At 49.3% G+C, this 24,074-nt stretch carries 21 protein-coding genes; 5 read left to right on the top strand and 16 right to left on the bottom strand.

The features are described from left to right. Positions 1-65: 65 nt before the first annotated feature. The 7 genes from B7988_RS08035 to B7988_RS08005 all read right to left on the bottom strand — a co-directional run bounded on the left by B7988_RS08035 (position 66) and on the right by B7988_RS08005 (position 10,304). Complete coding sequence (locus tag B7988_RS08035; RefSeq protein WP_073320164.1) at positions 66-770, bottom strand: response regulator transcription factor; 705 nt, start codon at positions 768-770, stop codon at positions 66-68. Between the two features lie 2 nt (positions 771-772). Next, positions 773-2,836: a HAMP domain-containing sensor histidine kinase gene (locus tag B7988_RS08030; protein ID WP_088657506.1), complete on the bottom strand. Its 2,064-nt coding sequence runs from the start codon at positions 2,834-2,836 to the stop codon at positions 773-775. A 40-nt stretch (positions 2,837-2,876) separates the two neighbouring features. Next, a complete protein-coding gene (locus B7988_RS08025) occupies positions 2,877-4,058 on the bottom strand; it encodes a LysM peptidoglycan-binding domain-containing protein (RefSeq protein WP_088657505.1) in 1,182 nt (393 codons plus the stop codon). A 33-nt stretch (positions 4,059-4,091) separates the two neighbouring features. Further along, positions 4,092-5,405 carry a hypothetical protein gene (locus B7988_RS08020; protein WP_088657504.1) on the bottom strand — a complete coding sequence of 438 codons (1,314 nt, stop codon included), beginning with the start codon at positions 5,403-5,405 and terminating at the stop codon, positions 4,092-4,094. Between the two features lie 125 nt (positions 5,406-5,530). Continuing rightward, the gene (locus tag B7988_RS08015) at positions 5,531-7,288 is read right to left on the bottom strand and encodes an AAA family ATPase (protein ID WP_088657503.1); all 1,758 of its coding nucleotides are present in this window, start codon (positions 7,286-7,288) and stop codon (positions 5,531-5,533) included. A gap of 248 nt (positions 7,289-7,536) precedes the next feature. Continuing rightward, positions 7,537-9,216 (bottom strand): glutamine--tRNA ligase/YqeY domain fusion protein, encoded by a 1,680-nt coding sequence (locus B7988_RS08010; RefSeq protein WP_088657502.1) that lies wholly within the window; start codon positions 9,214-9,216, stop codon positions 7,537-7,539. A 47-nt stretch (positions 9,217-9,263) separates the two neighbouring features. After that, positions 9,264-10,304 carry a DUF3300 domain-containing protein gene (locus B7988_RS08005; protein ID WP_170930584.1) on the bottom strand — a complete coding sequence of 347 codons (1,041 nt, stop codon included), beginning with the start codon at positions 10,302-10,304 and terminating at the stop codon, positions 9,264-9,266. 453 nt (positions 10,305-10,757) lie between these two features. Between B7988_RS08005 and B7988_RS08000 the strand changes: the two genes are divergently transcribed. Then, a complete protein-coding gene (locus B7988_RS08000; RefSeq protein WP_073320184.1) occupies positions 10,758-12,557 on the top strand; it encodes a CotH kinase family protein in 1,800 nt (599 codons plus the stop codon). A gap of 61 nt (positions 12,558-12,618) precedes the next feature. Here the strand turns inward: B7988_RS08000 and B7988_RS07995 are convergent, their stop codons facing one another. From B7988_RS07995 to B7988_RS07985, 3 genes are read right to left on the bottom strand one after another with little or no spacing between them, the layout of a single operon-like run. Beyond that, positions 12,619-12,888, bottom strand: coding sequence for a hypothetical protein (locus B7988_RS07995; protein ID WP_088657500.1), 270 nt, complete (start codon positions 12,886-12,888; stop codon positions 12,619-12,621). A gap of 14 nt (positions 12,889-12,902) precedes the next feature. Beyond that, on the bottom strand, positions 12,903-13,592 hold the full coding sequence (locus tag B7988_RS07990) for a hypothetical protein (protein ID WP_073320190.1): 690 nt from the start codon (positions 13,590-13,592) through the stop codon (positions 12,903-12,905). A gap of 7 nt (positions 13,593-13,599) precedes the next feature. Beyond that, positions 13,600-14,349 carry a TPM domain-containing protein gene (locus B7988_RS07985; protein ID WP_163414407.1) on the bottom strand — a complete coding sequence of 250 codons (750 nt, stop codon included), beginning with the start codon at positions 14,347-14,349 and terminating at the stop codon, positions 13,600-13,602. Positions 14,350-14,634: 285 nt separating this feature from the next. Here B7988_RS07985 and B7988_RS07980 point away from each other — a divergent pair, with 285 nt between their 5' ends. Continuing rightward, a complete protein-coding gene (locus B7988_RS07980; protein WP_073320196.1) occupies positions 14,635-15,273 on the top strand; it encodes an alpha/beta hydrolase in 639 nt (212 codons plus the stop codon). Here the strand turns inward: B7988_RS07980 and lnt are convergent. The 3 genes from lnt to B7988_RS07965 form a co-directional block, all read right to left on the bottom strand. Next, on the bottom strand, positions 15,270-17,201 hold the full coding sequence (gene lnt, locus B7988_RS07975) for an apolipoprotein N-acyltransferase (protein WP_249268914.1): 1,932 nt from the start codon (positions 17,199-17,201) through the stop codon (positions 15,270-15,272). The genes B7988_RS07980 and lnt overlap by 4 nt on opposite strands. Positions 17,202-17,277: 76 nt before the next feature. Then, positions 17,278-17,961: a 16S rRNA (cytidine(1402)-2'-O)-methyltransferase gene (rsmI, locus tag B7988_RS07970; protein ID WP_073320199.1), complete on the bottom strand. Its 684-nt coding sequence runs from the start codon at positions 17,959-17,961 to the stop codon at positions 17,278-17,280. A 52-nt stretch (positions 17,962-18,013) separates the two neighbouring features. Continuing rightward, entirely contained in the window at positions 18,014-18,508 is a 495-nt protein-coding gene (locus B7988_RS07965; RefSeq protein WP_088657498.1) for a hypothetical protein, read from the bottom strand. Between the two features lie 162 nt (positions 18,509-18,670). On the opposite strand from B7988_RS07965, the gene B7988_RS07960 reads away from it, so the two are divergent. Continuing rightward, entirely contained in the window at positions 18,671-19,396 is a 726-nt protein-coding gene (locus B7988_RS07960; RefSeq protein ID WP_088657497.1) for a UDP-2,3-diacylglucosamine diphosphatase, read from the top strand. On the opposite strand, the gene B7988_RS07955 is transcribed toward B7988_RS07960, so the two are convergent. The 3 genes from B7988_RS07955 to B7988_RS07945 all read right to left on the bottom strand — a co-directional run bounded on the left by B7988_RS07955 (position 19,393) and on the right by B7988_RS07945 (position 21,562). Continuing rightward, positions 19,393-19,851: a hypothetical protein gene (locus B7988_RS07955; RefSeq protein WP_073320208.1), complete on the bottom strand. Its 459-nt coding sequence runs from the start codon at positions 19,849-19,851 to the stop codon at positions 19,393-19,395. The genes B7988_RS07960 and B7988_RS07955 overlap by 4 nt on opposite strands. Before the next feature lie 16 nt (positions 19,852-19,867). After that, positions 19,868-20,614 (bottom strand): hypothetical protein, encoded by a 747-nt coding sequence (locus B7988_RS07950; protein WP_073320211.1) that lies wholly within the window; start codon positions 20,612-20,614, stop codon positions 19,868-19,870. Positions 20,615-20,761: 147 nt separating this feature from the next. Continuing rightward, positions 20,762-21,562 carry an alpha/beta hydrolase gene (locus tag B7988_RS07945; RefSeq protein ID WP_141225600.1) on the bottom strand — a complete coding sequence of 267 codons (801 nt, stop codon included), beginning with the start codon at positions 21,560-21,562 and terminating at the stop codon, positions 20,762-20,764. Positions 21,563-21,807: 245 nt separating this feature from the next. Between B7988_RS07945 and B7988_RS07940 the strand changes: the two genes are divergently transcribed. Together B7988_RS07940 and B7988_RS07935 are read left to right on the top strand one after the other, a co-directional pair. Continuing rightward, a complete protein-coding gene (locus B7988_RS07940; protein ID WP_073320217.1) occupies positions 21,808-22,659 on the top strand; it encodes a TIGR02147 family protein in 852 nt (283 codons plus the stop codon). Beyond that, the gene (locus B7988_RS07935; RefSeq protein ID WP_073320220.1) at positions 22,656-24,047 is read left to right on the top strand and encodes a hypothetical protein; all 1,392 of its coding nucleotides are present in this window, start codon (positions 22,656-22,658) and stop codon (positions 24,045-24,047) included. The genes B7988_RS07940 and B7988_RS07935 overlap by 4 nt, the downstream gene beginning before the upstream one ends. Positions 24,048-24,074 lie beyond the last annotated feature (27 nt).

Raw genomic sequence — 24,074 nt, 5'->3', positions numbered from 1 at the left:
AACCTATGTTTAACCGTTTGCCTGTCATCGTTTTCTAAGTTCAGCCAGCTGAATTCTGCCTACTCCTATGCATCAAACTTGTAGCCGGCGCCTCTCACCGAGATAATAAACTTCGGGTTGTCCAAGTCGTCTTCGATTTTACGGCGAAGGTTTGCTATGTGGTTGTCGACAGTTCGGGTCGAGGGCATATTTTCGTCGGTGTAGCCCCAAATTTCCTTGAGCAAGGTTTCGCGCAAAATCACTTCGCCGCGGTGTGCCCAGAAGAATTTCATAATCAGGTATTCGCGGGTAGTCAAGTCGAGAGGCACGCCGCCCTTGGTGGCTTCGAACTTCTTGACGTTAATGTTGATGTTTGCGAATTCGAGCACTTCGGGAACCTGAACCGAGGTGCTACCGCTTTGCGGCTCAATGCGGCGACGGAATGCCTTGACGCGGGCAAGGAGTTCCAGAATCGAGAACGGCTTTGTCACGTAGTCGTCGGCGCCCATTTCAAGCCCGGCCACCTTGCTCGTTTCTTCGGTTTTTGCCGTGAGCATGATGATGTAAGTATCCGGATGCTTGTTGCGAATGTAACGGCAAACTTCAAAGCCGCTCTTTTTCGGAATCATCAAGTCCAATAGCACCAAATGGGGCTGGTAGGAATCCGCCTTGGCAATAGCTTCTTCACCATCGCAGGCCGTTTCTACGGTATAGCCTTCCATTTCAAAATTGTCCTGGAGGCCCAAGCGGATGATTTCTTCGTCTTCTACGATGAGTATTTTGAAGTTCATGTTTATTCTGCCTTTTTAAACTTGACGGTGAACGTAGAACCCTTTCCGGGCTTGCTGACCAACGAAATGGTCGCCTTGTGTGTTTCGGCAACGCGCTTGACGGTTGCAAGGCCGAGCCCGGAGCCCTTGGTGCTTCGGGTCATTTCGTCACCCACTCTATAAAAATCATTAAATATATTTTTTTGTTCAGATGCAGCGATGCCAATGCCGGTGTCTGCCACCGAGAATATGACCCATTCGCTATCGCTCTTGACATCGACCTTGATATCTCCGGGAGCTTCGGTATACTTGATGGCGTTGTCGATCAAGTTCTGGACCAAACTGTAAAGCGCCGTGTAGTCGCCCATCACGAATACGTTGGGTTCAAAATGCGTGTAGAAGGTAAGTCCCTTTTCGACGCCGATATCTTCTACGGCGTCAAACACTTTCTTGGCGCAAATAGAAAAGTCGAGGCGTTCCCACTTGAAGGCCCCGGTTCCGTGTTCCATTCGGGTGTAATTCAAAATGGCGCCAATCAGGTTTTCGAGTCTAGAGGCTTCCTTGCCAATGAGGGTGGAATATTCCTGCACCTTTTCGGCACGCTGCAAGCGTCCGCGGGCCATCATTTCGGCAAACATCTTGATCGAGGTCAGGGGAGTCTTCAATTCGTGCGAAACGCTTGACAAAAAGTTTGCCTTCATGGCCAAAAGTTTTCGTTCCTGGGTAATGAATCGGAACATGAAGAATGAACCGAAAATAACGGTGATGAGGGCAAAAAGCATAAGCCCGTACATCAGGAACATGCGGTGTCTCGTTTCTTTGTGAATGTCCTGCATGTCTTTTTCGTACAAGGTGAACTCCCATTCAAACGCGTCTGAAATATAGTGCTGCGCAATAATGGGGGCGCCTTCCGGAATTTCGCCCATAAGCAGTTTGTCACTGTTTTCGGTAATCGAGAAGGGGATATTCTTGTAGCTCTGTACGACAGTCTTGAGCTTGCTCTGGAGTCGTGCTTTGTATGCATCCTTGTTGATGACCGCAATCACCACCTGGTCGCCCGAAAGGTACGGGTACGACATTTTGAATAAAGTAACTTCTTCGGTGTTCTTGTAAAGGATGCCTTCCTTCGAAGAAACGTCGTCGTTCAAGATTTCTTGGAACAAGTCCCTGTTGTAATACAGGATGTCCATGTACCCCAGTTGGCGGTTGAAGTTCTCGCGAAGGTTCCAGAAGGCTTCGCGCTTTTCTTGCGACAGGTTCTCGAACGACAGAATTCGCGTAAAGGCCGATTCAAAGAAGTACCTGGAAGAAGAAATGTCGTCGATATTTTGCTTGTCCAGGAATTGAGCCAATACAGAAAGGCAATAGTCTTGAGCCTCTTGGTGCTTTCTCTGGAATACCAAGATTTCAAAGTGCAGTAGGTAGACCGCGTAAGTCAAGTCGGCGTGCAAATAGCCCTGCTGGTGCGGATTGCTTTCGAGGATTTCAAGCAGGTGCAAAGCTTCGTCGTATTTCTTGTTCTTGTAGTAAAAACGAATCAACCCAAGAATATTTTGGATTTGTTCTTCCTTGGATTCGAAGAAAAAGCTTGTCGGCCTTAAACTCCGTGATCGCTGTTCCAAGTAAATCTTCTGGGCAATGCTGTCTTTTAGGCCGCTCGTTTCCACTTGATAAAGTTTCTTGTCGAGGGCAGATGGAACGCTGTTCGAAAAGTTGGACGACTTGAAGAACTTCTTGGATGTCATGTCGGGGTATATCAAGTTCCCGTTGTTGAACAAGAAGATGGCGTCCAGGCCTTCTACCGACTTGAATTCGGCGGCGTGCCCAAAGTCCAGGAGTCCTTGCGGCTGCTCATAAAGGAATAGCGATGCCGCCTTGGTTTCTTGGTAAATCTTGGCCTGCTCTTTTTCTATCGCTTCTTCCACTTCGTTCTGGAAAGCGTTCAGGTTTTCGTCGAAATTCTTTTGCGACAGGTATATTTCGTTCTGGATATTTCTAAAACTCAGGAACGAAAGAATCGCCGTCGGGAGGACAATTCCTCCCGCGAATAAAAGGACGAACAGCAGATTATTACGTGAAACCTGCATTGCCAGTCCCTACAGAATTTGTGGACTTAGGGCGAGAATCTTACTTGACAATCTGTGCACGGTGAGTCACCGATACCCTGTGTCCAACTTCGATTCTTCTGCTGTTGGAATAGATTTCGCGAATGAGAACGCTCGATTCGTTGTCTGCCGCTCTGGCAATAATACCGCGGCCTATCAGGCGGGGCGGAAGCGATTCGTCGGTCTTGTCTTCTTCCCAGATGGCGACGGCATCGCCCGTGTTGTAACCTTCGCTAAGGCCTTTATCGATAAGCACATACGAGTATGCTCCGATAATCAGCATTGGGTCCATGGAATAGCGGATCATGGCCAGGTTGTCGAACTTGGCTTCCTTGACCTTGCTGTAACCGGACACGTTCAGAGTCTTGAGCGGTTCCTTGAGCCTTGCCTTGGCCTGGTGAATCTTGATTTCACGGAAGGTCGTCACGATCTTTGCGCGGGAAAGCGTGTCGCCGATGGCTGTGATTTTTGCAATGCCGGAAAGGCGGAGCAACGCGTACTTGTCAAAGCTGCTGCCCTTGGCTGCAGGAACGTTAATTGCCTTAGCATCAACGATTTCCACGAGGTCGCCGCGCTTCAGGTTGGAGTTCGTCTTCTTGCCGATACCAACGACTACTTCCGTTTCAGGCATGTGAATCAGGGGTTCTTTCTTTTCTCCCGACTTGATCGACACAAAGCGCTTGTCCTTTTTCAAGGAATCCAGCGTATAGATTTCGGGGGCGTGCATCTGGTAGTAGCCATTGAAAATCTTGGGGGCCGGACGCTGCTTGTAGTAGTATTCGTCGTTTGCCTTGGGTTTCTTGACGGCCTTCTTGTCCTTGTCGCGCAGGTTGCCGAGCATGCCTTCGAAATCGCTATTGCGTTCGTCGCCATCATCGCAACCGGCGTTAGCGACTGTCAGACCCTTGCCTTTGGGGAGCGCGGAATCCGAGATGGTTGCATTACAGGGATACTTGTTCTTCTTTTCGACCTGAAGAACATTACCTTCACGAATGGAATCGCCCAGGTAAATGGAGTCGCCCGGATAAATCCAGTGCGGGTCTTCGATGTGGCGGTTGTTTTCCCAAAGGTCTGGCCAGGCAAAGGGGTCCTTGAGGAATTCGTCACTCAAGTCCCAAAGGGTATCGCCTTCCTTGACAATGTAGGCGGAGGCCAACAAGGCGGAAAGTCCCAGACAGATGGATGCACATTTCAAAAGTCGCATAATAATCCCTTTACAGGCTGTTATATCAATAATTTAACCTTTTCTTTGCTTAAAAGTAGGGGCTTTTTGGCTAAAATGAGGAATTTCTTGCGTTTTTCGGCTAGAAACGCGTTCTTGCGGGCGTTGGATCGTCCTGGAACGCTGTTTTTGTGCCGGATTCTGTCCCAAGATTCCTACGCGGTCAGGTACGAACAGGAACAGAATTTCGAACTTTCCGGAGCCCGGTTCCAGGTACAGTGGGATATTCTTGCGCAACATGTAGCCTTCGTTTCTAAACTGCTTGATGGTGCGCGCGGCCACTTCAAGGTTCGAAGTCTGCAAGAGAATACGTTCCGGTCTCGAAAGGGCGGCTGCCTGTGCCACGCCTTGTGCAAGCGGTTCGTCGCCGGGCAGGTTGAAGTAGAATGTCCAACGGCCCTCGTTTTCGGGCTTGCTGAAGAACTTGCCAAAGAAATCCTGTTCTACGTGACTGCGGATGAATTTCATGTTGTCATCGACGGTGTTGCGTGCGTTCAAGCGCGACGACATCATGGCGTATTCGCGGCAGTCCATCGAAACGACTCTCTTGAATCGGTTTGCAAGAGTTGCGCTCACAAAGGAACTTCCGGAATAGAATTCAAAGAAACTGTCCTCGGCATTCGGGTGGATAGCGTCTTCGATACGTTTGGGGAGTCCCATCCAGGCGTCATGAATTCGGGGCGTCCAGTCCAGCACATGCATGCTGATTCCGGTTTCGCCAATGGGCATAAAGTCGCTTCCGAAAGCGCTCTTGGCTTCTACCTTCATCGGAATCGTTCCGGCCGGATCAAAAGGCTGGTCGGGCATGCACTGAATGTGGTGACAGCTGATGACTTCCGGGCAGTTTCTTTGTATAAAATCAACGAAGGTCTTGTATCCGTGAGCAGAGAATCTGCCCTTCAGGTTGACCTGAACGAGTATCGCATAACGTCCGTCACCGACGGCTCGGAACCAAATCTGGCGGAGAGCCTTTTTAAAGATATGCAGGTGTTCTTTCTTGACCTGTTCAAAAATGCGGCTGACAAGTTCGGGAACATCCATACCGCGGGCGGGAGCGTCTATCGAAAGCGATTCCTGCTGGCCGCGGTAAGTCTTGATAATGCGCCAGTCGGAATGTTCCGGATTAGCATCTGCTGTAAACCATGATTGAAACTTACCGGGAATGCGTTCGTTTTCGGCCCATGCGGCAAGCTGCTGCTTGATATCTTCAAAAGTCAGCGCTGCTTTGCGTACAGGCTTTTCGGCTTTCGGGGCTTTGTCTTGAATTTTGTCGCGACGTACGGAATTTCCGCGTGCGCGATTGTTTGTGCTTCTGAAATTGTTCTTCATTTTTAATTCTTTACTTTTACTTTATCTTTGGACCCTTCGACTTCGGGCATAGCCCTTTGCTCAGGACGACTCATTCGTGGCTAGGCAACTTCCTACTTGAGTAATTCCGAAATCCGAATTCTGAATTAAACAAGGAATCTCGGGTAAATCCAAGAGCATTCGCGGGCGAGCATCTTCGGGAATTCGCGGAAGGTTCCATTGATCTGGTAAAGGTTCAGGCTGCCTTCCACCGGTGAAAGCTTGATGAGCGAGTCCGCGCGGGCTTCGAGGTAGGGGTATTCGTCCAGGTTGCAAGACGACACGACTGCACACCCTGTGAGGGCGATTATGGTGTCGACCATCTGCATCAAAATCTGGTGCGGAGCGCCATTCAAACGAGTAGACTTCGGGTTATGCAATACGGCCGAAATCGGATCGATTACGACAACGCGGTAATCGTGGTTTTCGAGTCGCTTGGCACCTTGAATACGCTTGGCGATAAGCTGAGCCGTTTCGATCGGTGAAAGAGCCGTACCGCGCAAGTTCAGGAAGCCGAACTTCGGGGTGCTCGCATTCAGATTGCGCTTGCCGGCCAACAGGTAAAGGCGGTTCAGGAACACGGACTTGGTCAGTTCGAAGTTGATGAACAGAACATCGCTAGACGATGTTGAATTGCCGAACCAGTCTTCGCCGTAGCAAATAGACAGACCTAAATCCATGAGTGCAAGCGACTTACCGCTTTTCGGAGGTGCCGTGAACAAGAAAAATTCACCGGCACGGAGCATGTTTTCAACAATCGTCTGGTCTTTTTTGGGAGCTTCTTCGGTATCGCTTGCCAGTTCAATGAGCGGCTTTCCGTCGAGGGAATATTCCACCCATTCCTGCCATTCCTTAAAGTTTTTGGCACCCTGTTCAAGACCGATCAAGTACTGCTGCTTACCGCCGCGGAGCACGCCAGGCATACGCACCATCATGTGCGGGTTACTGTTGCTCGGGTCGACCTTGAATCCCTGGGAATCAAGCGTCTTGAAAAGGAAGTCAACGCGATCGTTATATTCTTCTTCGTCGTTGGCAAAAATTTTGACCCATGCCTGCACGGAATTCGCGCCTGTGTTCACCAAGGCGGCGCAGGGAAGGTTCAGGGCCTTGTAGTAGGCGAGCTGCTTGGCCAAGGACATCTTGGGGTTATCGACCACCACATAGCGGTAGCGGAACGATTCGTCCGAGACATTGTCGCCCCCCTTCACGGCGTTAATGCACAGGAGGGCGCCTTCGGGACTGTCGAGACTCTTCATGATTTTCTTGATCGAGTCGTCTTGTCCAATGATGTTCGATACGAGTTCTTCGGTGCTGTCCGGGGTATTCGATACCTTGAACGAAATTGTTTCTTCGGGGTCGAATGCGGCTTCCAGAAGTTTGGCGAGGTCCTTACGCCAGTCGGCGGCAGGCCAGGGAATAGAAAGCGCTTCGGGGTCAATCTTGAAGTTCTGCAATAGTTCCAGGGACTGGGTGTCAAGACCCATGGCAAGCATCTGTTCCATGGAAATCATGTTCGCCGACAGCGGCGTGATGATTGGCATGGCAACCGCCTGCGGGGCGGCCGCAGCTTGTGCCTGGGGTGCCCCTTCCGCAGCCGGGGCGGCGTTCTGCGCCGGAGACGCTTGTTCCTGAGGGCGCTCTGCCGTACGCTTTTCGGCGGAGAACGCGCGGCGAAGGGTCTGTTCGACCTCTTCTCCGTCCATGCCGTCGTCGCGGGCCTTGCCGCCGAGCTGGAAACTGGCGTCCATGAAGGTCCAGCCTTCTTCCATAGCGGCGACACCCGCCTTGTAGAGCTCGGCTTTGAGTTCGTTCGGACTATACTTGTTCTTCAGGAACAGGTTGATGGTCTTTTTTGCGTTTTCCATAAGCGCCTCGAATGCTTTATCGTATTGAATGTAGCTTTTTTATTTACAAAAGGGTGCTTAAAAGTGCAAAATGTATGCAAAAACGCCCTAGAAAAGCTCTAAAACGTTAAAATATTAATTTATACAAAATTTTGTGTTTGAATTTAATTCGGTTTAGAACCGAGTGAGACGAGGCCTCGTTCACCCGTAGCGTACAATTAGTACGTGAGGCGTGAACGTAACGAAGTATCACGACGGTTATAAACGAATTACTTCGAAGGGTTGAAACTATCCTTCAAGCCCACCGTGCGGTTGAACACCAGGTGACCCGGCTTGGAATCTTCGCTGTCGAGGCAGAAGTAGCCCTGGCGCATGAACTGAAAGCGGTCTTCCAGCTTGGCGTTGGCAAGGCTCGGTTCCACCTTGGCCTGCTTGATGACCATGGATTCCGGGTTCAGGTAGTCGTGCCAGTCTTCGCCTTCGGGAACTGCCGAGGGGTCTTCGAGCGTGAACAGGTTGTCAATCAGGCGCACTTCGGCATCCACGGCGTGAGCGGCAGAAACCCAGTGGATGGTTCCCTTGACCTTACGGCCATCGGGCGTTTCGCCACCCTTGCTCAGCGGATCGTAAACGCAGTGAATCACGGTGACCTTGCCGTTTTCATCCTTCTCGACGCTCTTGCAAGTCACGAAGTAGGCGCCCTTCAGGCGGACTTCGCCTTCCGGCTTCAAGCGGAAGTACTTCTTCGGCGGTTCTTCCATAAAGTCGTCGGCTTCGATGTAGAGTTCGCCGCTGAACGGAACCTGGCGGGTACCTGCGTTCGGATCGTTCGGGTTGTTTTCCACTTCGATCATTTCCACCTTGCCGGCTTCCCAGTTATCAATCACGAGCTTGACTGGGTCAATTACCGCCATCACGCGGTTCGCCGTCTGGTTCAGTTCTTCGCGGATGCAGAAGTACAAGAGGTTCACGTCGACCATGGAGTCGGCCTTGGAAACGCCGATACGGTCGCAGAATTCACGGATGGAACTCGGGGTGAAGCCACGGCGGCGGTAACCGCAAACCGTCGGCATACGCGGGTCGTTCCAGCCCATCACGGCCTTCGTCTGCACCAGTTCCAAAAGTTTACGCTTGCTCATCATGGTGTAGGTGAGGTTCAGGCGGGCAAATTCAATCTGCTGCGGGCGGTTGTCGAGGCCCAGTTCAATCAAGAACCAGTCGTACAGCGGGCGGTGCGCTTCGAATTCCAGCGTACAGATGGAGTGGGTAATGCCTTCGATCCAGTCGCTAAGCGGGTGCGCAAAGTCATACATCGGGTAGATGCACCACTTGTCACCGGTGCGGTGGTGGGTGCAGTGCTTGATGCGGTAGATGACCGGGTCGCGCATGTTCATGTTCGGGCTCGAAAGGTCCACCTTCGCGCGCAGGCACTTTTCGCCGTCGGCATACTTGCCGTCGCGCATCTCGCGGAACAGCTTCATGTTCTCTTCGACGCTGCGGTCGCGGTAGGGGCTCGGGCGGCTGGGCTTACCAGCGTCGTTGCCACGGTATTCCTGCATTTCGTCGCGGGTCAAGTCTTCTACGTAGGCCTTGCCCATTTCGATTAACTTTTCGGCAAAGGCGTAAATCTGGTCGTAGTAGTCGCTGGCGAAGTATTCACCGCCCTTCCATTCAAAGCCGAGCCACTTCACGTCTTCGCGGATGGAGTCCACGTATTCCACATCTTCCTTGGTGGGGTTCGTGTCATCGAAGCGGAGGTTCGTGATGCCGCCGAAGTCTTTGTACTTGTTTGCAGTACCGAAGTTCAGGCAGATGGACTTGGCATGACCGATGTGAATGTAACCGTTCGGTTCCGGCGGAAAACGGGTGTGCACGCTCTTGCGTTTGCCCGTGGCGAGGTCGTTAACGATGATGTCCTGTACAAAATTCGAAGATTCAGGGATTTCCATGGTTAATCCTTTAGTTTTTAACGCCGGAAAATATAGTAAAATGACTGTTATTTTCTCATGCTTTTGCCAAAACCTCCGCGGCTATTGCCGTTTCGGTTGCTGTTTCCGTTACTGCGGCTGTTGTTGTTGCGGCTACTGCGGGAATCGTCGTAGTTTTTCTGGCTGCTACGGGTCGTCTTGATGTTTCCAAAACCCTGATTGTTGTTTTTGCTGTTGTCTTCTTGCCAGTAATTGTCTTTGGTAGTTTTGACTGTTGCAATCGTGTTCGGGTGGGCAGCGGAATGATGAATTTCGGCCTTGCTCCTCGGAGCGGTGTTGTGGTTCATGGGAACCTTTACGGGTCTGCTCGGAGGATGCGTATAGGAGTCGTGTCTTGTGGGCGCCACGTAGTGGTTGTGCCTTGGCGGCGGAGGTGGGTTGTGATGACGTGGATGGCGAGGCGGCAGGGGTCTGTTGTGGTACCAGCGGTAGTCATGCACGTAAATTAGGTGTGTGTCCCATTCAAAACGGCTTGTGCCCCAGCCCCAGTAATCGTAGTAAGAGCCTACCCATACGCCGGTGCGGTAACGGAGTCCCGGGTAGCCGTTCGAATAAACGTAGTAGACGACGTGCGGGTTGTAAACCGGAACGTACACATATTCCTTCTGTACAGGTTCGATGATGATAGTCTTTTCCTTGATGACCTTGACCTGCTCGTTAGTTTGTAAGTGGCCGTGGTTGTAGGCGGCGCTACGCATGCGTTGAACGGCATCCATCACGGCTTCTTTTTGGGTGGCGACGGCATCGCCTAATTGGTCGGTCCACGTTTGGTATTTGGCCATGGTGGCAAGCACCGTCGGGAAAGGAATCAGGGCCTGGACGCTTTCGTCGTAGGGAAGGTCTTCGAGTTTGATTCGGTCGGCGAGTTCCTGACCTTTGAGGTGCTTGTTCTGGTTTGCCCAATCGGCAGCTCCCGGAATTTCATCGCCATGAACAGAAGCCGCCAGTACCTGCACCAGGAGCGGGTCGGGGTAGAGCGCAATGGTCGAAACTAGAGTGTCGAGTTCCGCCGCAGTGAATTGCTCGTTTGCACGAACAGATGAGGGCATACATAAAATGACAGCAAGTAAAAACCACAGCCAAGCGAGCTTGGTTGTAAATGGAGATGCTAAACTTTTTTCAGCCTTTAAACCGGTAAACATGTTTACCTCCTATAGTCTAAGGTTACTAATATTATACAAAAATTCCATGCTAATTAGATGCTGGAAAGTCGCTTTTGGTTGCGGGTGAGCTCTTTTTCGGGAAGTAAATTCCCGCATTGTGATTTGTCCATTGTGGACAATTTTATTTTTACACACTTCTTAAACGAAAAGATGATTATGGCTTTAGTGCTGAAAATGGCGAAAAATGAATGAAAATGGATGGTAAAACGGCAAAATTTCTAGAAAAAGGTCAAATAATAACGTTTTTCATGTTGTTGTTTTACACAACACATTAACTAAAATTAACATTAATTTTTACACACTTTAATCTATTTTTCTTATAGCTAGATTGGAGGCTATATGGGCTATTGGGCTAAAATTATATCTACAACGGCGCTATTTGCGTCATTTACATTTGCGCAGACATACGATTTGCCTATAGTGTTTATTGACACCAAGGGCAAGTGCCTCGATAACAAGGTCACTGAAAAGATTCCTGCAACCATGAAGGTGCTGGACGGAAAAACGAACAATGTGGCTGACAGTGCCAAGGGCACACGCTATGATATCGGTATCAAGGTTCGTGGTCAGTCTTCGGCCATGTTCCCGAAGCCTGGTTATGGCGTGGAAGTCCGCGACGAAAAAGGCGAAGGCATGGACGTGAGCCTGTTTGGGCTCCCTCCTGGTGACGACTGGGTGTTCCACGGTCCGTATGTAGACAAGAGTATGATGCGTAATGCGCTTGCCCATTGGCTCTTTAGGCAGGCCGGGCATTATAGCCCCCGTAGCAGGCATTTTGACTTGTACATCAACGGTGTTTATCGCGGTGTGTACGTGCTTCTCGAAAAGATTAAGCGCGGCAAGTATCGTGTAAACGTGAGCAAACTTAAAGAAACCGATGTCGCGGGCGACAGCGTTACCGGCGGCTACATTTGGGCATTCGACAAGACGGGTACCAATACGGGTGGTGCAGGCAGCGGTCCCATCGAAAAGGAAGGCTTCAATACTTCGGACGGCCTGAACGTCATTTTGCATTACCCGAAAAAGGAAAATATCCAGAAGGCCCAGGAAGAATACCTGAAAAAATACCTGAACGATCTTGAAGGCTTGTTCAAGAACGGCAAGAACGGTAGCGGATACGAAAACTATGTGGACATGACTTCGGCACTCGATTACGTGTTGCACGAAGAAATTACCAACAATGCGGACTCTTACTGGTGCAGTTTCTTCTTGCACAAGCCCAAGGACAGTAAGGGCGGTAAGGTGACGCTTGGCCCGGCATGGGACTTTAACCTTGCCATGAGTAACGGAAGCCAGCCTGAAAATGGCGGTGGCCAAGGCGGCCAGGGTGGTATGTGGGGCTTTGGCGGCGGTGGAAACGGCTTTGGAAGTTCCGGCGTTACCGGTTGGCAAATCGAAAATAGCCAGAAATCAGGTAATGGTGGCATGTGGGGTATGGGAAGCTCTCTGAAAGCTCCGAACTGGCTTTTGGGAATGTGGAAAGACAGCCATTACCAGAGCGAACTGAAGAAGCGCTGGGCGGAACTCCGTAGCGGTGTATGGCACACCAAGACGATGGATGCATACTTGGATTCCATGAAAATCTATTTGAAGAACGCTGCCGACAGAAACTTCAAGCGTTGGCCGAACTTGGGCAAGGCTAGTGGCCAGAACGATCCTGATCCGGAGCCGATGAAGTACTGCAATAGCCAGAGTGGCGGCTTTGGAATGGCTATGGGCGGCTATAATGCTACTACTTGGGATGGCGAATTTGAACATCTTCGCAAGAAAATGAAAGAAAGAATTGCCTGGATGGACCAGCAACTCGGATTCTCGGAACCGGCCAATCCGATTGTAACGGAACCCGTCATTCATGATCCGGACTGGCAGAATGACGAGAAAAACAAGACAGAACCTCCTCCGATGAATGTCGGTTTGGATGATTTCAGCAGACTTTCTCCGACGAACTTCTTTACTGTAAATGGCGATTATCTTGAAATTCAAACGAGCTTGGGCGGTACTTTTGCCCTTGTGGACCTGAACGGATCAGTCTTGTTCAAGACTCGTATCAATAAGGGACTCACGACTCTGAGAATTCCGTCTAAGGCCATGAACAGGCACTGGATTGCGACGCTCAACGGAAAAATGCTGAGCAAATAGTAGTACGAAAAAAGGGTGTCTGAATTCAATTCCGAAATCTGAATTCAGATATCCGGAATCGCTATAGATAATGCTTGACCTTGTTTACAGGGTCAAGATTTTCTTTTGGGGGCTTAGGAACATAAATCTTGACGGCGTACACGTAGTGGTCCGTTTCGACTAGGATGTCGCCTTCTTGCATGTCTTCGTTGATGTCGATTTCAATTTCGACTCCGTCACGGGCGATGCGGCGGATAGAATGTTCCTTGAGTTCGTGACGTTCGAACAGGACGTCGATAACCTTCTTGTAGGTGCCGTGATGGATGGTGCCTAGAATGCTATTGCAAATCATTTAAAAATCCCGTATTAAACCGCATCCATGGAGTCGACCTGGTTTACGATTTCAGTGACGGTCGCAATATAGCTATTTATGCTCTCGATGAAAGCCTTTTCGTTCCGGCTACTGATTGGTGCGCGGAGCGCAGGGTAGGCGCTAAAGATTTGCTGGTGGTTTTCGGGGTAGGTCTTGTGAAGCAAGTAATAGACCCCGTACATAATCGGGAGGAGAGTCGCATTGGCCCGAGCAAAGAATCCGAGCGGATTGCGATCTTGCTGCAGGTAAATGTAGGCTTCGCGCAGGTGAATCAAAAGTCCGCGCAATTCGCGTTCGCATTCCAGGCGTAGGCATTCCACATTCGGCTGGTAGTTGGGCAGCGGCTTTGCGCCGGCGAGTGCGACATTCCTGTTGGCGATATGCAAAAATTCCAGCGGGAAAACGTCTTCGGATGTCTGGATTTCTTTAAGCGTAAAGAAATAGCGGAACTCGATGTTTTCTTTCTTGGCTTCGCGCAACAGGTTCTGCAGGGGCTTGATGCTTGCAGTCGAGTTGTCTCGCAAGATAAAGCTTACGGTCCAGGGGCTTTCGAGTGCGTTGAATCCTTCGACCAGACAATCGCCGTGAATGAACGCCGAAATCAGGTTGTCGCCCAGAGCTTGCTGTAGCATGCCCGGCCAGTTGGATCTTTGAAGTTCTACGATGCTCAGGTTCTTTTTCATGTTAACCTCACCAGGAATTCCTGTTCCCGAATCCGCTGTTGCCAAAACCGCTTCCGAATCCACCGCCAAAGCCTCGCGGGCTGCTTCCGAATCCGCCGCCGAATCCGACTTCGGGTTCGTCCTTCTTCTTGTTCTTGATGGCGCCGCCGAACAGGAACCAGAAGATTCCGTTGCCGCGCCCGCCGCTGAACTTTGCCATCAGCAACAGGAACGAAACAAAGAGGATGAATAGAATCATGAGCGAGGAGACGCTGTTTTCTCTAAGCTTGTACGGGGTTTCGTCGATGTTAAGCTTTTTGCCTTTTGCCTTGGCGCCGATTTTAGCGAGTGCGTACGAAAGCGAAAGGATCCCTTCGCTGTAATTGTTTTCGCGGAAGGCGGGAAGGAGTGTCTTTTGTTGAACCTTGGCCAGTTTCTTTTCGCTGTAGATTTTTTCGAGACTGGGGGTGACGACGATGTTTTTCCAGCGTTGCTTTTGAGCAACGAAAATCATGATGCCTTCACCGTTTTCTTTGCCGAGATTCCATTGTTCGGCGGTGTACTTTGCGTACTTGTCCCCTTTTTCGAATTGGTTTGCGTGTCCGATGTCGTCTATCAGCACGCAGGTAAGCTCGATTCCTGTTTCTTGATGGAATTTTTGGGCGAGATCGTTAAAAAGTTGTGTCTCGGAAGCGTTCAGCAGGTGATTGTCGTCGTAAATCTGACCTTCACTGGGCTTCTGAGGAAATCTTTGGTCTTCAAAAGATGTTTCTGCCATTGCCCCGAGCGTAAGCCCCAGGCAAAGGAGTGTAATACGTATGGAAAAACGCCTTAATAGAAACATCACTTTGAAAATATAAAGTTTATTTCCAAAAGATGAGCGTGAACTTATTTTTTCATACGATTTTGACGACAAAGTTTATTTATGTCTTACGAAATGGAATATTCTTGATTGGAATATGAAAAAAGGAAGATTTTAATTTTTTTTTGTAATAAGTGTTTTATTCAAAAAAAACTCTATATATTTAGGATTGGGTTACGAACAGAACAAAAGGATTGGATTATGAATGAGAAATGGACATGGCTTCCGGATTTTGCCTCGGATATGGGGATATGGGAAGACGATCTGGTCGGCATTGCGCCTGATGCAGAACACCTTTTCGTGACATACGAAAAGATGGTGTCTGTTCTTGATGATGTTTACGGTTTGCCTGGTATTGCAGAGGCGTCTACCGTTGTTGGATGGGGTTTGGGAGCTTTCGTTCTTTTAAAGAATGCTCACAATCGCCCCAAGAACCAGAAATGGATTCTCCTTTCGCCTTATGCGGATTATTGCTCCGATCACAGTGAATGGAATAACGAAAATTTGTCTTTTATTGCGCACCAGACGAAAACCGCGGTCGATGCAACCTTGAATGCTTTTTATGAATTAATCGAAAATGAATTTGGTGAATGGCAAGATGACTGGATGAAAGCCGCCAAGGCGATTAATCCTGAAGCCTTGTATAAGGGACTCTCGTATATTGCAAAGAACCGAATTGATGCGCCTGTTCCTATTACGGCTGAAACACAGGTCCTATATGGTCGCATGGATGGTGCCGTTCCGCCGGCTATGACCTTGGAACTCAAGGAATTTATGCCTGGGGTGGAATTCAAGGAACGCCCCAAGGCAGGACATTGGCCGCCTCTACTTTTGTTCTAGCCGCGTTTGCGGTTGATAAAAGAGAGCAAAAGCGTTGCGATCAGGTAGGCTGCGAAAAAGCACAGCAAGAACATTTCAACAAAGTCGCCAATACGGCTGTATAGAGTGTCGCGGGTCTTGAGCGGCACTTTTCTTTGTACAACGCGATCGGTGAATATTTCGGTATTGCCGTCGTAGTGGCCGTACTGGTCGATGAATGCGGAAACACCGCTGTTGGCGAGGCGTGCCACCGGCATGCCGTTTTCGATGGCGCGGTAACGGATCAAGTTCAGGTGCTGGTAAGGGGCGGTGCTCCGGCCGAACCAGCCGTCGTTGGTAATGTTGACCATGAGGCGGGATCCTTCGCGGATCGCTTCGCGCACCAGGTCGCCAAAAATGGCGTCGTAGCAAATGTAGGGTGTCCACAGGAACGGCTGGTAGACGGGGGTTTCTTTACCGGCGACAAAGTCTCCTTCGCCAAGATCTACATAGTTTAAAATCGGGAAGATTTCGTCAAACGGAATTCGTTCGCTAAAAGGCACCAGGTGCTTTTTGATGTAGCGCTTCGGGAAGTGAAAATCGCCGGGAGTGAACAGGAACGAGGCATTGTAGACATCGAACTTACGGATGCTTCCGCGCGGATTGCGACTGTAGTCGAGTGCGCCTACCAAAAGTTGAGAGTTCTTGCTGTCTGCGACTTCGTGCAGGCGTTCAATGATGCCGGGCTGCCTGCGAATGTGGTCGGGGATTGCGGTTTCGGCAAGCACGATAAGGTCAGCATGTTCCTTAATGCTGTCGTTGACCATGCCGAGAGTCTTGTTGACAATGTTATCGAAACGTTCCTTGCTCCATTTGGCACCCTGTGCAATGCTTGGTTGTACAAGGGCGATAGAGGGGTTGCCTTCGGCGTCTGCATTGTAGAACGGTTGGGCTTCGGTTTTAGACAAGACGATACTGCCTTGAATGAGTAACACTACAAAAATGGAAAGGGGGACGGCTAGAACAGGGATTGCTTTTTTGATGTCTTGAACTTTGCAAAGTGTCTGGGCTACGGCTTGGTTCGAAGCGATGACCAAAATCGTGTAGCCAAAAATTCCGATATAGGGGAGCATCTGCAAAAGTTCAAGGCTGTTACCGAAAACATAGCCCAAGTGGCTCCACGGGAAGGCGAAGTCGCCATAGGTGCGGGTCATTTCAAGGCCTGCGTAAAAGATCGGGAAAAGTATCAGCAATACGATGCGAATTTTGGCTGGGGCTTCTTTTGCAAGCGTGTACACGAATCCGGCTAATGTGTTGTAGGCGCTAAAGAAGGCTATCAGCAAAAAGAGTCCGAGGAGAATCAGCCCCGAAGGAGCAGTCTCCACGTGCATGACGTTGTAAATCCAGTAGTAGTTGATGGTGTTGTAAAGCATGCCCGACCAGAAGGTGGCGAACATGGCTTGACCGCGGGTGAATCGGTTAAGGACGATGAACCATGGAACAAGCAACAGTAAAGCTGCTGGGCCCAAGGGCATGGGTGGGTGGGCGAGTGCGAACAGACCCCATGCAAAACAGGAAAGAAATAAGGCCGTGCGCGATTCGCGAGTTTTGATATGTCTGTAATTCCAACGGACAAAAAGAGTAATCCAGAAAATGCCGATGGGGCATGCCGTCAGGATAATCTGAATCAGACCGGCGTGTCCGATTTTATTCAAGTCGCCAATGTTGTAGTCAAGCGCAAGGAATGCAAAAGAAACGATTGCGAACGTGAAAAGCGTGCGTTTGAAATTTTTTCGGGTGTCTTTGAAAAACAGAAACGGAATCGTTACTGCGAGGGGGAGTACTTGCAAAGCCTGCGTGTAAAGCCCCGGTTTGTCGGGACGCAGCGAAAAAACAATCACTTCTGCAATAAAAAGAACCGCTACGTAAATCCAAAAAATCTTCGGGAGAGTTTTAATCTTATTCAACATATTTCACATTCCACATCCCACATTTCACATTCCACATTCCACATTCCACATTCCACATTCCACATTCCACATTCCACTACAGTCCGCTCTTGTCTTGGGGATTGAAAATCAGTACGAATTCGCCTTTGGGCGGGTGAGCCTTGAAGTGTGCCGTGATTTCGGATGGAGTGCCAATCAGGTGTTCTTCGAATTTCTTGGTGAGTTCACGCATCAGTGCAATCTTGATTTCGCCAAAGACTTGGCCGATTTCTTCGACGAACTTGTCGATGTTGTGCGGGCTTGCGTAGAAAATCTGGGTCGCTTCTTCGTCTTTTAGCTTTTCAAGCAGATGAATGCGCTGGGCGCTCTTTTTGGGCGAAAAGTATTGAAAGCAAAAATGGTCCGTAGGCATGCCGCTTGAAACAAGTGCGGTAATCATGGCGCAAGGGCCAGGGATGGCGCGGACATCGATTCCTTCGCGGACGCACTCGCGAACCAGGTTGAAAGCCGGGTCTGCAACGCCGGGAGTGCCAGCATCGCTTACTAGGGCGATGTCGCCTTCGTTTTTCAGGAATTCTACGTACTTGGGGGTCACCTTCTCTTTATTGAAGTCGTGGTAGGCTTCCATGGGCGTGTTGATGCCGTAATTGTCAAAGAGCACTCGCGTGTGGCGTGTGTCTTCGGCAAGCACCAGCGGAACTTCCTTTAATGTCCGCACGGCCCGGTAGGTGATGTCTTCCATGTTCCCGATGGGGGTCGCTACAATATAGAGTGTGTGCATATTATTAGTTAATAGTTCTGAGTTACGAGAAAAAGAAAGGTGAAAATGCTTTTTAAAAGTCTTGTGCCAAATTCAGATCGGTGTTACGGACAAGGCGGGTTTCGAACTTGAGGCGTTCCAAAAGCTTGCGGTGCATTTCTTGCGAGGCATCGTTTACGAGGTCTGCGCGCATACGGCCGTACCAGAACGCTTTCACATGTTCGCTTTCTTCAAATTCCACCTTGAAGGTTAGCGTACCATGGCAGAAAATCCTCGCTTCCATGCGGTAATGCCATGTTTCGCTAACAGGAAGCATAGGCCAGAAGGGAATGAAGGCTGCGCCGATGTTCCAGGAACTGCCCTCTCCATCGGGTGTGACGCTTGCATCGATGTGGGCGACACCGCGGCAGGATTCCATGGGGTAGCTTGCGGAATCTACCGCAAAAGAGTACGCTCTTTGCAAATTCGTGTCCAAATAAACCGTTTTTTCGCCGAAAGTAAGTGTAATTGGTTCAAAAAAGGGAATTGTTTTCGGGAATTCTTGCAAGTCATATTTTGTGAGACTCATAGAACAACCGACAAGTATTCCGCAACATAAGATTGCAATTTTTGAATAAAAGCGTCTCATTGTAATAAAATATAATAAACTCACGTCTCACACTTGGATGCTTCATTTCTCATCACACATTTCACATTCCTCATTTATCATAGTTTTCTATATTCTTTCTCGATGTCTTTGCCTGCATATTTTTTATCTGATGCGCACCTCGGGGTAAACCCGCCTGGCTCAGTCCCGAATCGTGAGCAGGCCCTTGTCCGTTTTATGGAATCAATCAAGGGCAAGGCTTCGCATTTGGTAATCGTGGGCGACTTGTTCGAATTCTGGTACGAATACAATGATTACGTTTGCCGTAATCATATGGATTTGTTCTTTGCCATGCGAGAACTGGTAAAATCCGGCTGCGAAGTCCATTTGTTGCAGGGAAATCACGATTTTGCCTATGGAGATTTCTTCCCGAAATCACTGGGTGTCTTGACTCATAAGGAATTGAAACTCGATATTCAGGGAAAAAAAGTCTATTTCCGCCATGGCGATGGCGTTGCAAAATCCGACTTCGGTTACCGGTTGTTCCGTCGCGTGCTTGATTTTCCGCTGAATCGATTCCTTTTCCGCCAACTCCATCCGGATTGGGGGATGGCTCTTGCCCGATTCGTGGGCAGAAACAGCCGTAAGGTGGGTGAGTCCCGCATTATCAAGATGGAAGAATACCTGCATTGGGCAAACTGTATGCTCGAAAAGACGGGATGCTCCTACTGCATTCTGGGACATCACCATATTTCGGGCATTTGGAATGTCGAAAACGGGACTGTGGCGTCTGCCGGTGACTGGATGAAAAAACTCACCTACCTCCGGATGGAAGCAGGTGAGCTTGATATTCTGAATTTTAATGATTAATCCTGGTTTCCGGCGCTGTTCGCGCGGGTTTCCGTTGATTTCATCATCTTCTTGCTGGCGTTTTCGCCCCAGATCCAGGCGACGACGTCAGTATTGGCGACCTTGTCCCACATGTCGTCTAGCCAGCACCAGTGATGGGTTTCGCCCTTTTCGTCGGTGATAGTCCATTTCTCCGGAGTAGCGGAGAAGGTCATCTTGATCGGCTGCGGCTTGGTGTAGTTGCCGTATCCATCGTTCACAGCAGCGGATTCAGGCGGGTCGATTTCGATGGTCCAGGACTTACCTTCGGTCCTTTTATAGATTCCGACATTGTAGACTATAAGGATGGCGACGACGATGATTGCTCCCTTGTAATTCTTCTTGGTCAAGAAGAAAATCAAGAGAAGGACAAACAAAATCGCCAGTGCACCCAAATTATAGTGCGTCGTATAAAACAACTTGAGAATGTCGATCATAAGAGACTCCGACTAATTATTTCTTGGACTTTTCTGCAGCTTTCTGTTCAGCGACCAGGGAGGCTACGCTGAACGTGATGGTTTTGCCTTCGACCTTGCATTCGGTACGGAAGCTCTGCTTGGGGAGCGCCAAACCGTGAGAGGAGAAGGTTCCCATGAAGGAGGCGTTGGCGTGGCTAGCAATAGTGCGCACGTTGATAAAGCCCTTGTCCTTGCTGAAGGAAAGCTTGAAGACCTTCTTGGCGCGATCGTAATCGGCAATCATGGTCTTGTTCACCTGAGTGTTCACTGCATCTCTGGTGTGACGATCGAAAATGATGGTTCCGCGGGAGTCGATCGAGAGCATGGTCTTGTTTGCGATCGAATTGCGGCAGGCAATCAGTTTCCACGGGCCTTTCTTCTTGGTAGAATTCTTGCTCGTGAAGATGTACTTGTTGCCTTCCTTTTCAAGTTCGTACGGACCGGTGACGATCTTTTCGCCGATGGCGTTCAGGGCGCCCTTGAAGTACAGGAACTTGGACTTTGTAGAATTGACACCAACAATGAAACGGAAAGACGTGGTCTTTGCTTCCTTGGTGGGCGTAATCGCTACGCGCTTACCCACAGGGTCGACCTCGATATCGGCGTATGGACCGATTTCGATGACTTCCCCTTTCTTGGAGTTTTCTTGCTTCGCCATCTTGTCAAGTTTCATCGTCTTGATGGCTTGGTCCGGAAAACGCAGAAAACCGCGAATATCCATTTTTACAATGATAGTATCCATAAACACCTCTTTTTGTTTATTTGTGGTTTTCAAGGTAAACTAATAATTTTCCCAAACAAAATCAATGCAGATAAGAAAAAAACATTAAAATCTGTTCCCAAAAAGTTTTTTTTGTGCGAAATTTCACACAACGTTTGTCAAATTTTATCAAAATAAATTGCGTTTTTGTGATAAAATCAACACTTTTTGCAAACTCTCTCCATTTCGAACAATAAACTTGGCCCCCTCCAATTTGGAATATTCTGCCTTTGTTCTTTCTTCGAACTGTTTCTTATCGAAGAGTACGGTTGTGTTATTTTGTGCTTTTTTTAGCTTGTCTATGGATACTTTGAAGTTTGTGCGAATCAAGAATTTAGGATAAAGAAATCCGTACTTTTGGTGAATGGCATCGGCAATATCGAAGATGGGATCGATTAAGATAATTTGTTTGTTGTTCGAGTGTTGGTTAATTGCCGAGATGGCTCCCATGCCGCGCCCTACAAGGGTTTGCGGGAATTTGCCGTTCACCTGTGCTGCGCATTCTGCGATTTGCCTTGCGTCTTTCTCGAACGTGTCTTCGCTGGGTGTTCCCTTGTTCTGGGCGGAGCCTCGGTAATTGAATGCGACGATATTTGTTCCCGGGAGGGAATCGACTTGTGCAAGGAATTGCGCTGCGTCTTCGTCGGCTTCGGGGAAATAGAGCATGACGGGATCGTTTTCGTTGCCTAGAGTAAAACCGTTTAGGATGGAGCCGTCTTCGAGAGTGCAGGTGAGGGGTTTTGCTTTGCCCTGGATCGCTTCGTTTGCTTCTTTATGATAGATTGCTCTTGGGAATGCGTTCCTGCGTTCGGTGAGAGCCAGGTAGAAAACCATACTTATATATATAACGACCAAGATGCCTGCGATGCGTAAAAGCCTAAAGGTGGATTCTTTAAGAAATCGGGCGATTTTTGGCATAGTGCTATTCATAGCGCCAAATTTAGAAAAATGAAATGGGTTGGTAAAGAAAAAGGACTTTCGCCTGTTTCCAGACGAAAGTCCAAAGGATGGGATTGGGTGTTCCTTGAATATATCTAAAAAAATCGGCAAGCGTATCACCTTTTTTTTCAAAAGTGTTCACGGATTGTTCTTTTTTGCAAGATTTACGGGAATTTACAAAACAATTCTGAAATAAGGTGTTCCCAAAAATTGACAAAAAAAGTATATTTAGATTGATGAACGTATACGCTTACTACAACTATCGAAAGTTCCTGCAGGACTATTACGACTACCGGAAGTCCGTGCAGCGATACTTTTCCTACAGGTCCTTTGCCAAGAAGGCGGGGTATTCCTCGTCGGGCTTTTATTTGGACTTGGTCCGCGGGCGCAAGTCGCTTACGCCTCAGATGTTGCCCAAGTTTATTGCGGCTCTAGGCCTGAATGAAAAGGAAGGCCGCTACTTCACGCTGATGGTGGACTTTACGCATGCCACCACGCCGGCGTCTAAGCAGGCAATCTTCGAGCAGATGTCCGCGCTTCTTCCGAGCGCCATCAAGTCCTTGACCAAGAGTCAGCAGGAATACTACAGTAAGTGGTATTACGTGGCGGTCCGCGAGGCGTTGTCCGTCTTGAACGTGGGCCCGAAGAATATCCAGGAACTCGCTTTGTTCCTGAATCCCCGTATCACTCTTCCGCAGGCAAAGCAGGCTATCCAGCTGCTCTTGTCGATGCAGTTGATTGAACTGGACGAAAAAGGTTTTTATCGCTCGGTTAACAAGGCTATCTTTAGCGGCTCCGAAATCTCGTCGCTTTTTGTTCATCAGTTCCAGAAACAGATGATGGACCTCGGTAAAGATGCCCTGGATCATTACAGTACCGAACGCAGAAATGTATCTTGTATGACAATGAGCGTTTCTGCTGAAGGTCTCGAACGCATTATTAGTAAGATTGACTTGTTCCGTAAGGAAGTGGTCGATATTATTCGTTCGGATGAAGGTGAAACCATGGTGTGCCAGATGAATATCCAGTTTTTCCCGCTGAGTAAGGAAAAGGTGGACCTGCCGCCAGAAACCGAGGAGGAAGAATGAACAAGAAGTTTTCGTTGTTAGCTTGCCTCGCCTCGCTTGCAGTATCCTTGATTGGTTGCAGTAATGAAAAGGTTGCAGGTACGGTGACGGATACAGGCAATACACTTGCTGTATCGGGTGTGGTTCTTCGCGTTGACGGAACTCCCGCATCGGATGCCATGGTCCGTATGGCCCGCATGGCTGTTTACGATAGTGTCTTGCATGTTCCCGAACAAATCGAAGTCTTGACCGATTCTGATGGCGTGTACTCTTTTGATTCCGCCTTGTCGGATACCTTCCAGCTGGCGGTTATCGATACGTCGGCGGTTGAAGTGTTCTACTTGCCGCGCACGACTTTGAAGGCGAAGGCCTACGGCAGCATCCAGCTTGCCAAGGCGGCTGTCGTAACGAGCGTGCTCTATTTTGAAGAAGTGGAAGATTCTGCTGTTTCCGTGGGCGGCCACTTTATGACTTGCCTTTCGGGAACTCCGTTCTGTAACGACGTGTTCGCGGCAGACAGTTTCTCGATGTTGATTCCTGAAGGCGAATGGTCCGTGGAAATCTTCCCGGGCGATTCCATGATGGTTGCCCGCATGCAGTCTCTTGGCTTTGCGGATAGCCTTATCTACCGTACCCTGGATCTCGGCAAGATCAAGGCCGGCGATTCTGTTACCTCGGGTCCGATTGTCTGGAGTACGACGACTGGTGCCGATTCCTTGATCAAGGAATCCGAAAAGGAAGCGAAGAATGTGGCCCGTCTCTCAGGTAAGGTTCTTTGCAAGAATGGCAATCCTTGCGCCGATGTCGAAGTAATGCTGATTAAGGATATTTACGGCTTCAATTTTGTCGAAGGCGATTCGATGAAGTTCGAAGTTCAGACCACGACTGACAGTCTTGGTCGCTGGTGGTTGCCGCTTCCGGATTCCTTGCCGGGCGATTCCTTCCGCTTCGAATTCCGCAAACTGCAGGATGACCTGGTGACACAGGCTGGCGTGTCCCGCTACTTGACCAAGAAAGATATTGAAAACTTGAAGGATACCTTGAAAGTGAAGGATGTAACTCTGTCTCGTCCTTCGACCTTGGTTAGCCGCGTGTCTCTGGTGGTGGATCGTGAAGATACTACTCAATCGAGCGACTGCATGGTGAACAGCGTGGTTGTTGGCATCAAGGGTACTTCGCACTTTGTTCGCGATGCGACCTGCAGTGAACTGAGACTTTCCGACTTGCCTTCGGGAGCCCAGCAGGTGGTGCTCTATTCGGGTATTCCGAAAGTGATTGCTACCTTGCGTGCTTCGGACGTTTCGACGGATTATTTCGTGACCTTTACTCCGGTATCTCTGCCTGAAGGCGGTACCCAGCAGGTTCAGGGCATGACTTACACCCCGCCTAATCAAAATATTTTCAAATAACCCCTTGCCGAAGTGAAATTCTTTTAC

Origin of the sequence: Fibrobacter sp. UWB1 (assembly GCF_002210325.1) — a bacterium.
Classification (GTDB): domain Bacteria; phylum Fibrobacterota; class Fibrobacteria; order Fibrobacterales; family Fibrobacteraceae; genus Fibrobacter.
Note: the sequence above shows the minus strand (reverse complement) of the source record. Positions and strands in the feature narration are given on the sequence as shown.

Coding starts and splice junctions, on each gene's coding strand:
- B7988_RS08035 (WP_073320164.1), bottom strand. CDS start 770: ATGAACTTCAAAATACTCATCGTAGAAGACGAAGAAATCATCCGCTTG.
- B7988_RS07995 (WP_088657500.1), bottom strand. CDS start 12,888: ATGATTTGCAATAGCATTCTAGGCACCATCCATCACGGCACCTACAAG.
- lnt (WP_249268914.1), bottom strand. CDS start 17,201: ATGTTGAATAAGATTAAAACTCTCCCGAAGATTTTTTGGATTTACGTA.
- B7988_RS08005 (WP_170930584.1), bottom strand. CDS start 10,304: ATGCCCTCATCTGTTCGTGCAAACGAGCAATTCACTGCGGCGGAACTC.
- B7988_RS07955 (WP_073320208.1), bottom strand. CDS start 19,851: ATGATCGACATTCTCAAGTTGTTTTATACGACGCACTATAATTTGGGT.
- B7988_RS07960 (WP_088657497.1), top strand. CDS start 18,671: ATGTCTTTGCCTGCATATTTTTTATCTGATGCGCACCTCGGGGTAAAC.
- B7988_RS08030 (WP_088657506.1), bottom strand. CDS start 2,836: ATGCAGGTTTCACGTAATAATCTGCTGTTCGTCCTTTTATTCGCGGGA.
- B7988_RS07940 (WP_073320217.1), top strand. CDS start 21,808: ATGAACGTATACGCTTACTACAACTATCGAAAGTTCCTGCAGGACTAT.
- rsmI (WP_073320199.1), bottom strand. CDS start 17,961: ATGCACACACTCTATATTGTAGCGACCCCCATCGGGAACATGGAAGAC.
- B7988_RS07935 (WP_073320220.1), top strand. CDS start 22,656: ATGAACAAGAAGTTTTCGTTGTTAGCTTGCCTCGCCTCGCTTGCAGTA.
- B7988_RS08020 (WP_088657504.1), bottom strand. CDS start 5,405: ATGAAGAACAATTTCAGAAGCACAAACAATCGCGCACGCGGAAATTCC.
- B7988_RS07965 (WP_088657498.1), bottom strand. CDS start 18,508: ATGAGTCTCACAAAATATGACTTGCAAGAATTCCCGAAAACAATTCCC.
- B7988_RS07945 (WP_141225600.1), bottom strand. CDS start 21,562: ATGAATAGCACTATGCCAAAAATCGCCCGATTTCTTAAAGAATCCACC.
- B7988_RS08010 (WP_088657502.1), bottom strand. CDS start 9,216: ATGGAAATCCCTGAATCTTCGAATTTTGTACAGGACATCATCGTTAAC.
- B7988_RS08015 (WP_088657503.1), bottom strand. CDS start 7,288: ATGGAAAACGCAAAAAAGACCATCAACCTGTTCCTGAAGAACAAGTAT.
- B7988_RS07980 (WP_073320196.1), top strand. CDS start 14,635: ATGAATGAGAAATGGACATGGCTTCCGGATTTTGCCTCGGATATGGGG.
- B7988_RS07950 (WP_073320211.1), bottom strand. CDS start 20,614: ATGGATACTATCATTGTAAAAATGGATATTCGCGGTTTTCTGCGTTTT.
- B7988_RS08025 (WP_088657505.1), bottom strand. CDS start 4,058: ATGCGACTTTTGAAATGTGCATCCATCTGTCTGGGACTTTCCGCCTTG.
- B7988_RS08000 (WP_073320184.1), top strand. CDS start 10,758: ATGGGCTATTGGGCTAAAATTATATCTACAACGGCGCTATTTGCGTCA.
- B7988_RS07985 (WP_163414407.1), bottom strand. CDS start 14,349: ATGGCAGAAACATCTTTTGAAGACCAAAGATTTCCTCAGAAGCCCAGT.
- B7988_RS07990 (WP_073320190.1), bottom strand. CDS start 13,592: ATGAAAAAGAACCTGAGCATCGTAGAACTTCAAAGATCCAACTGGCCG.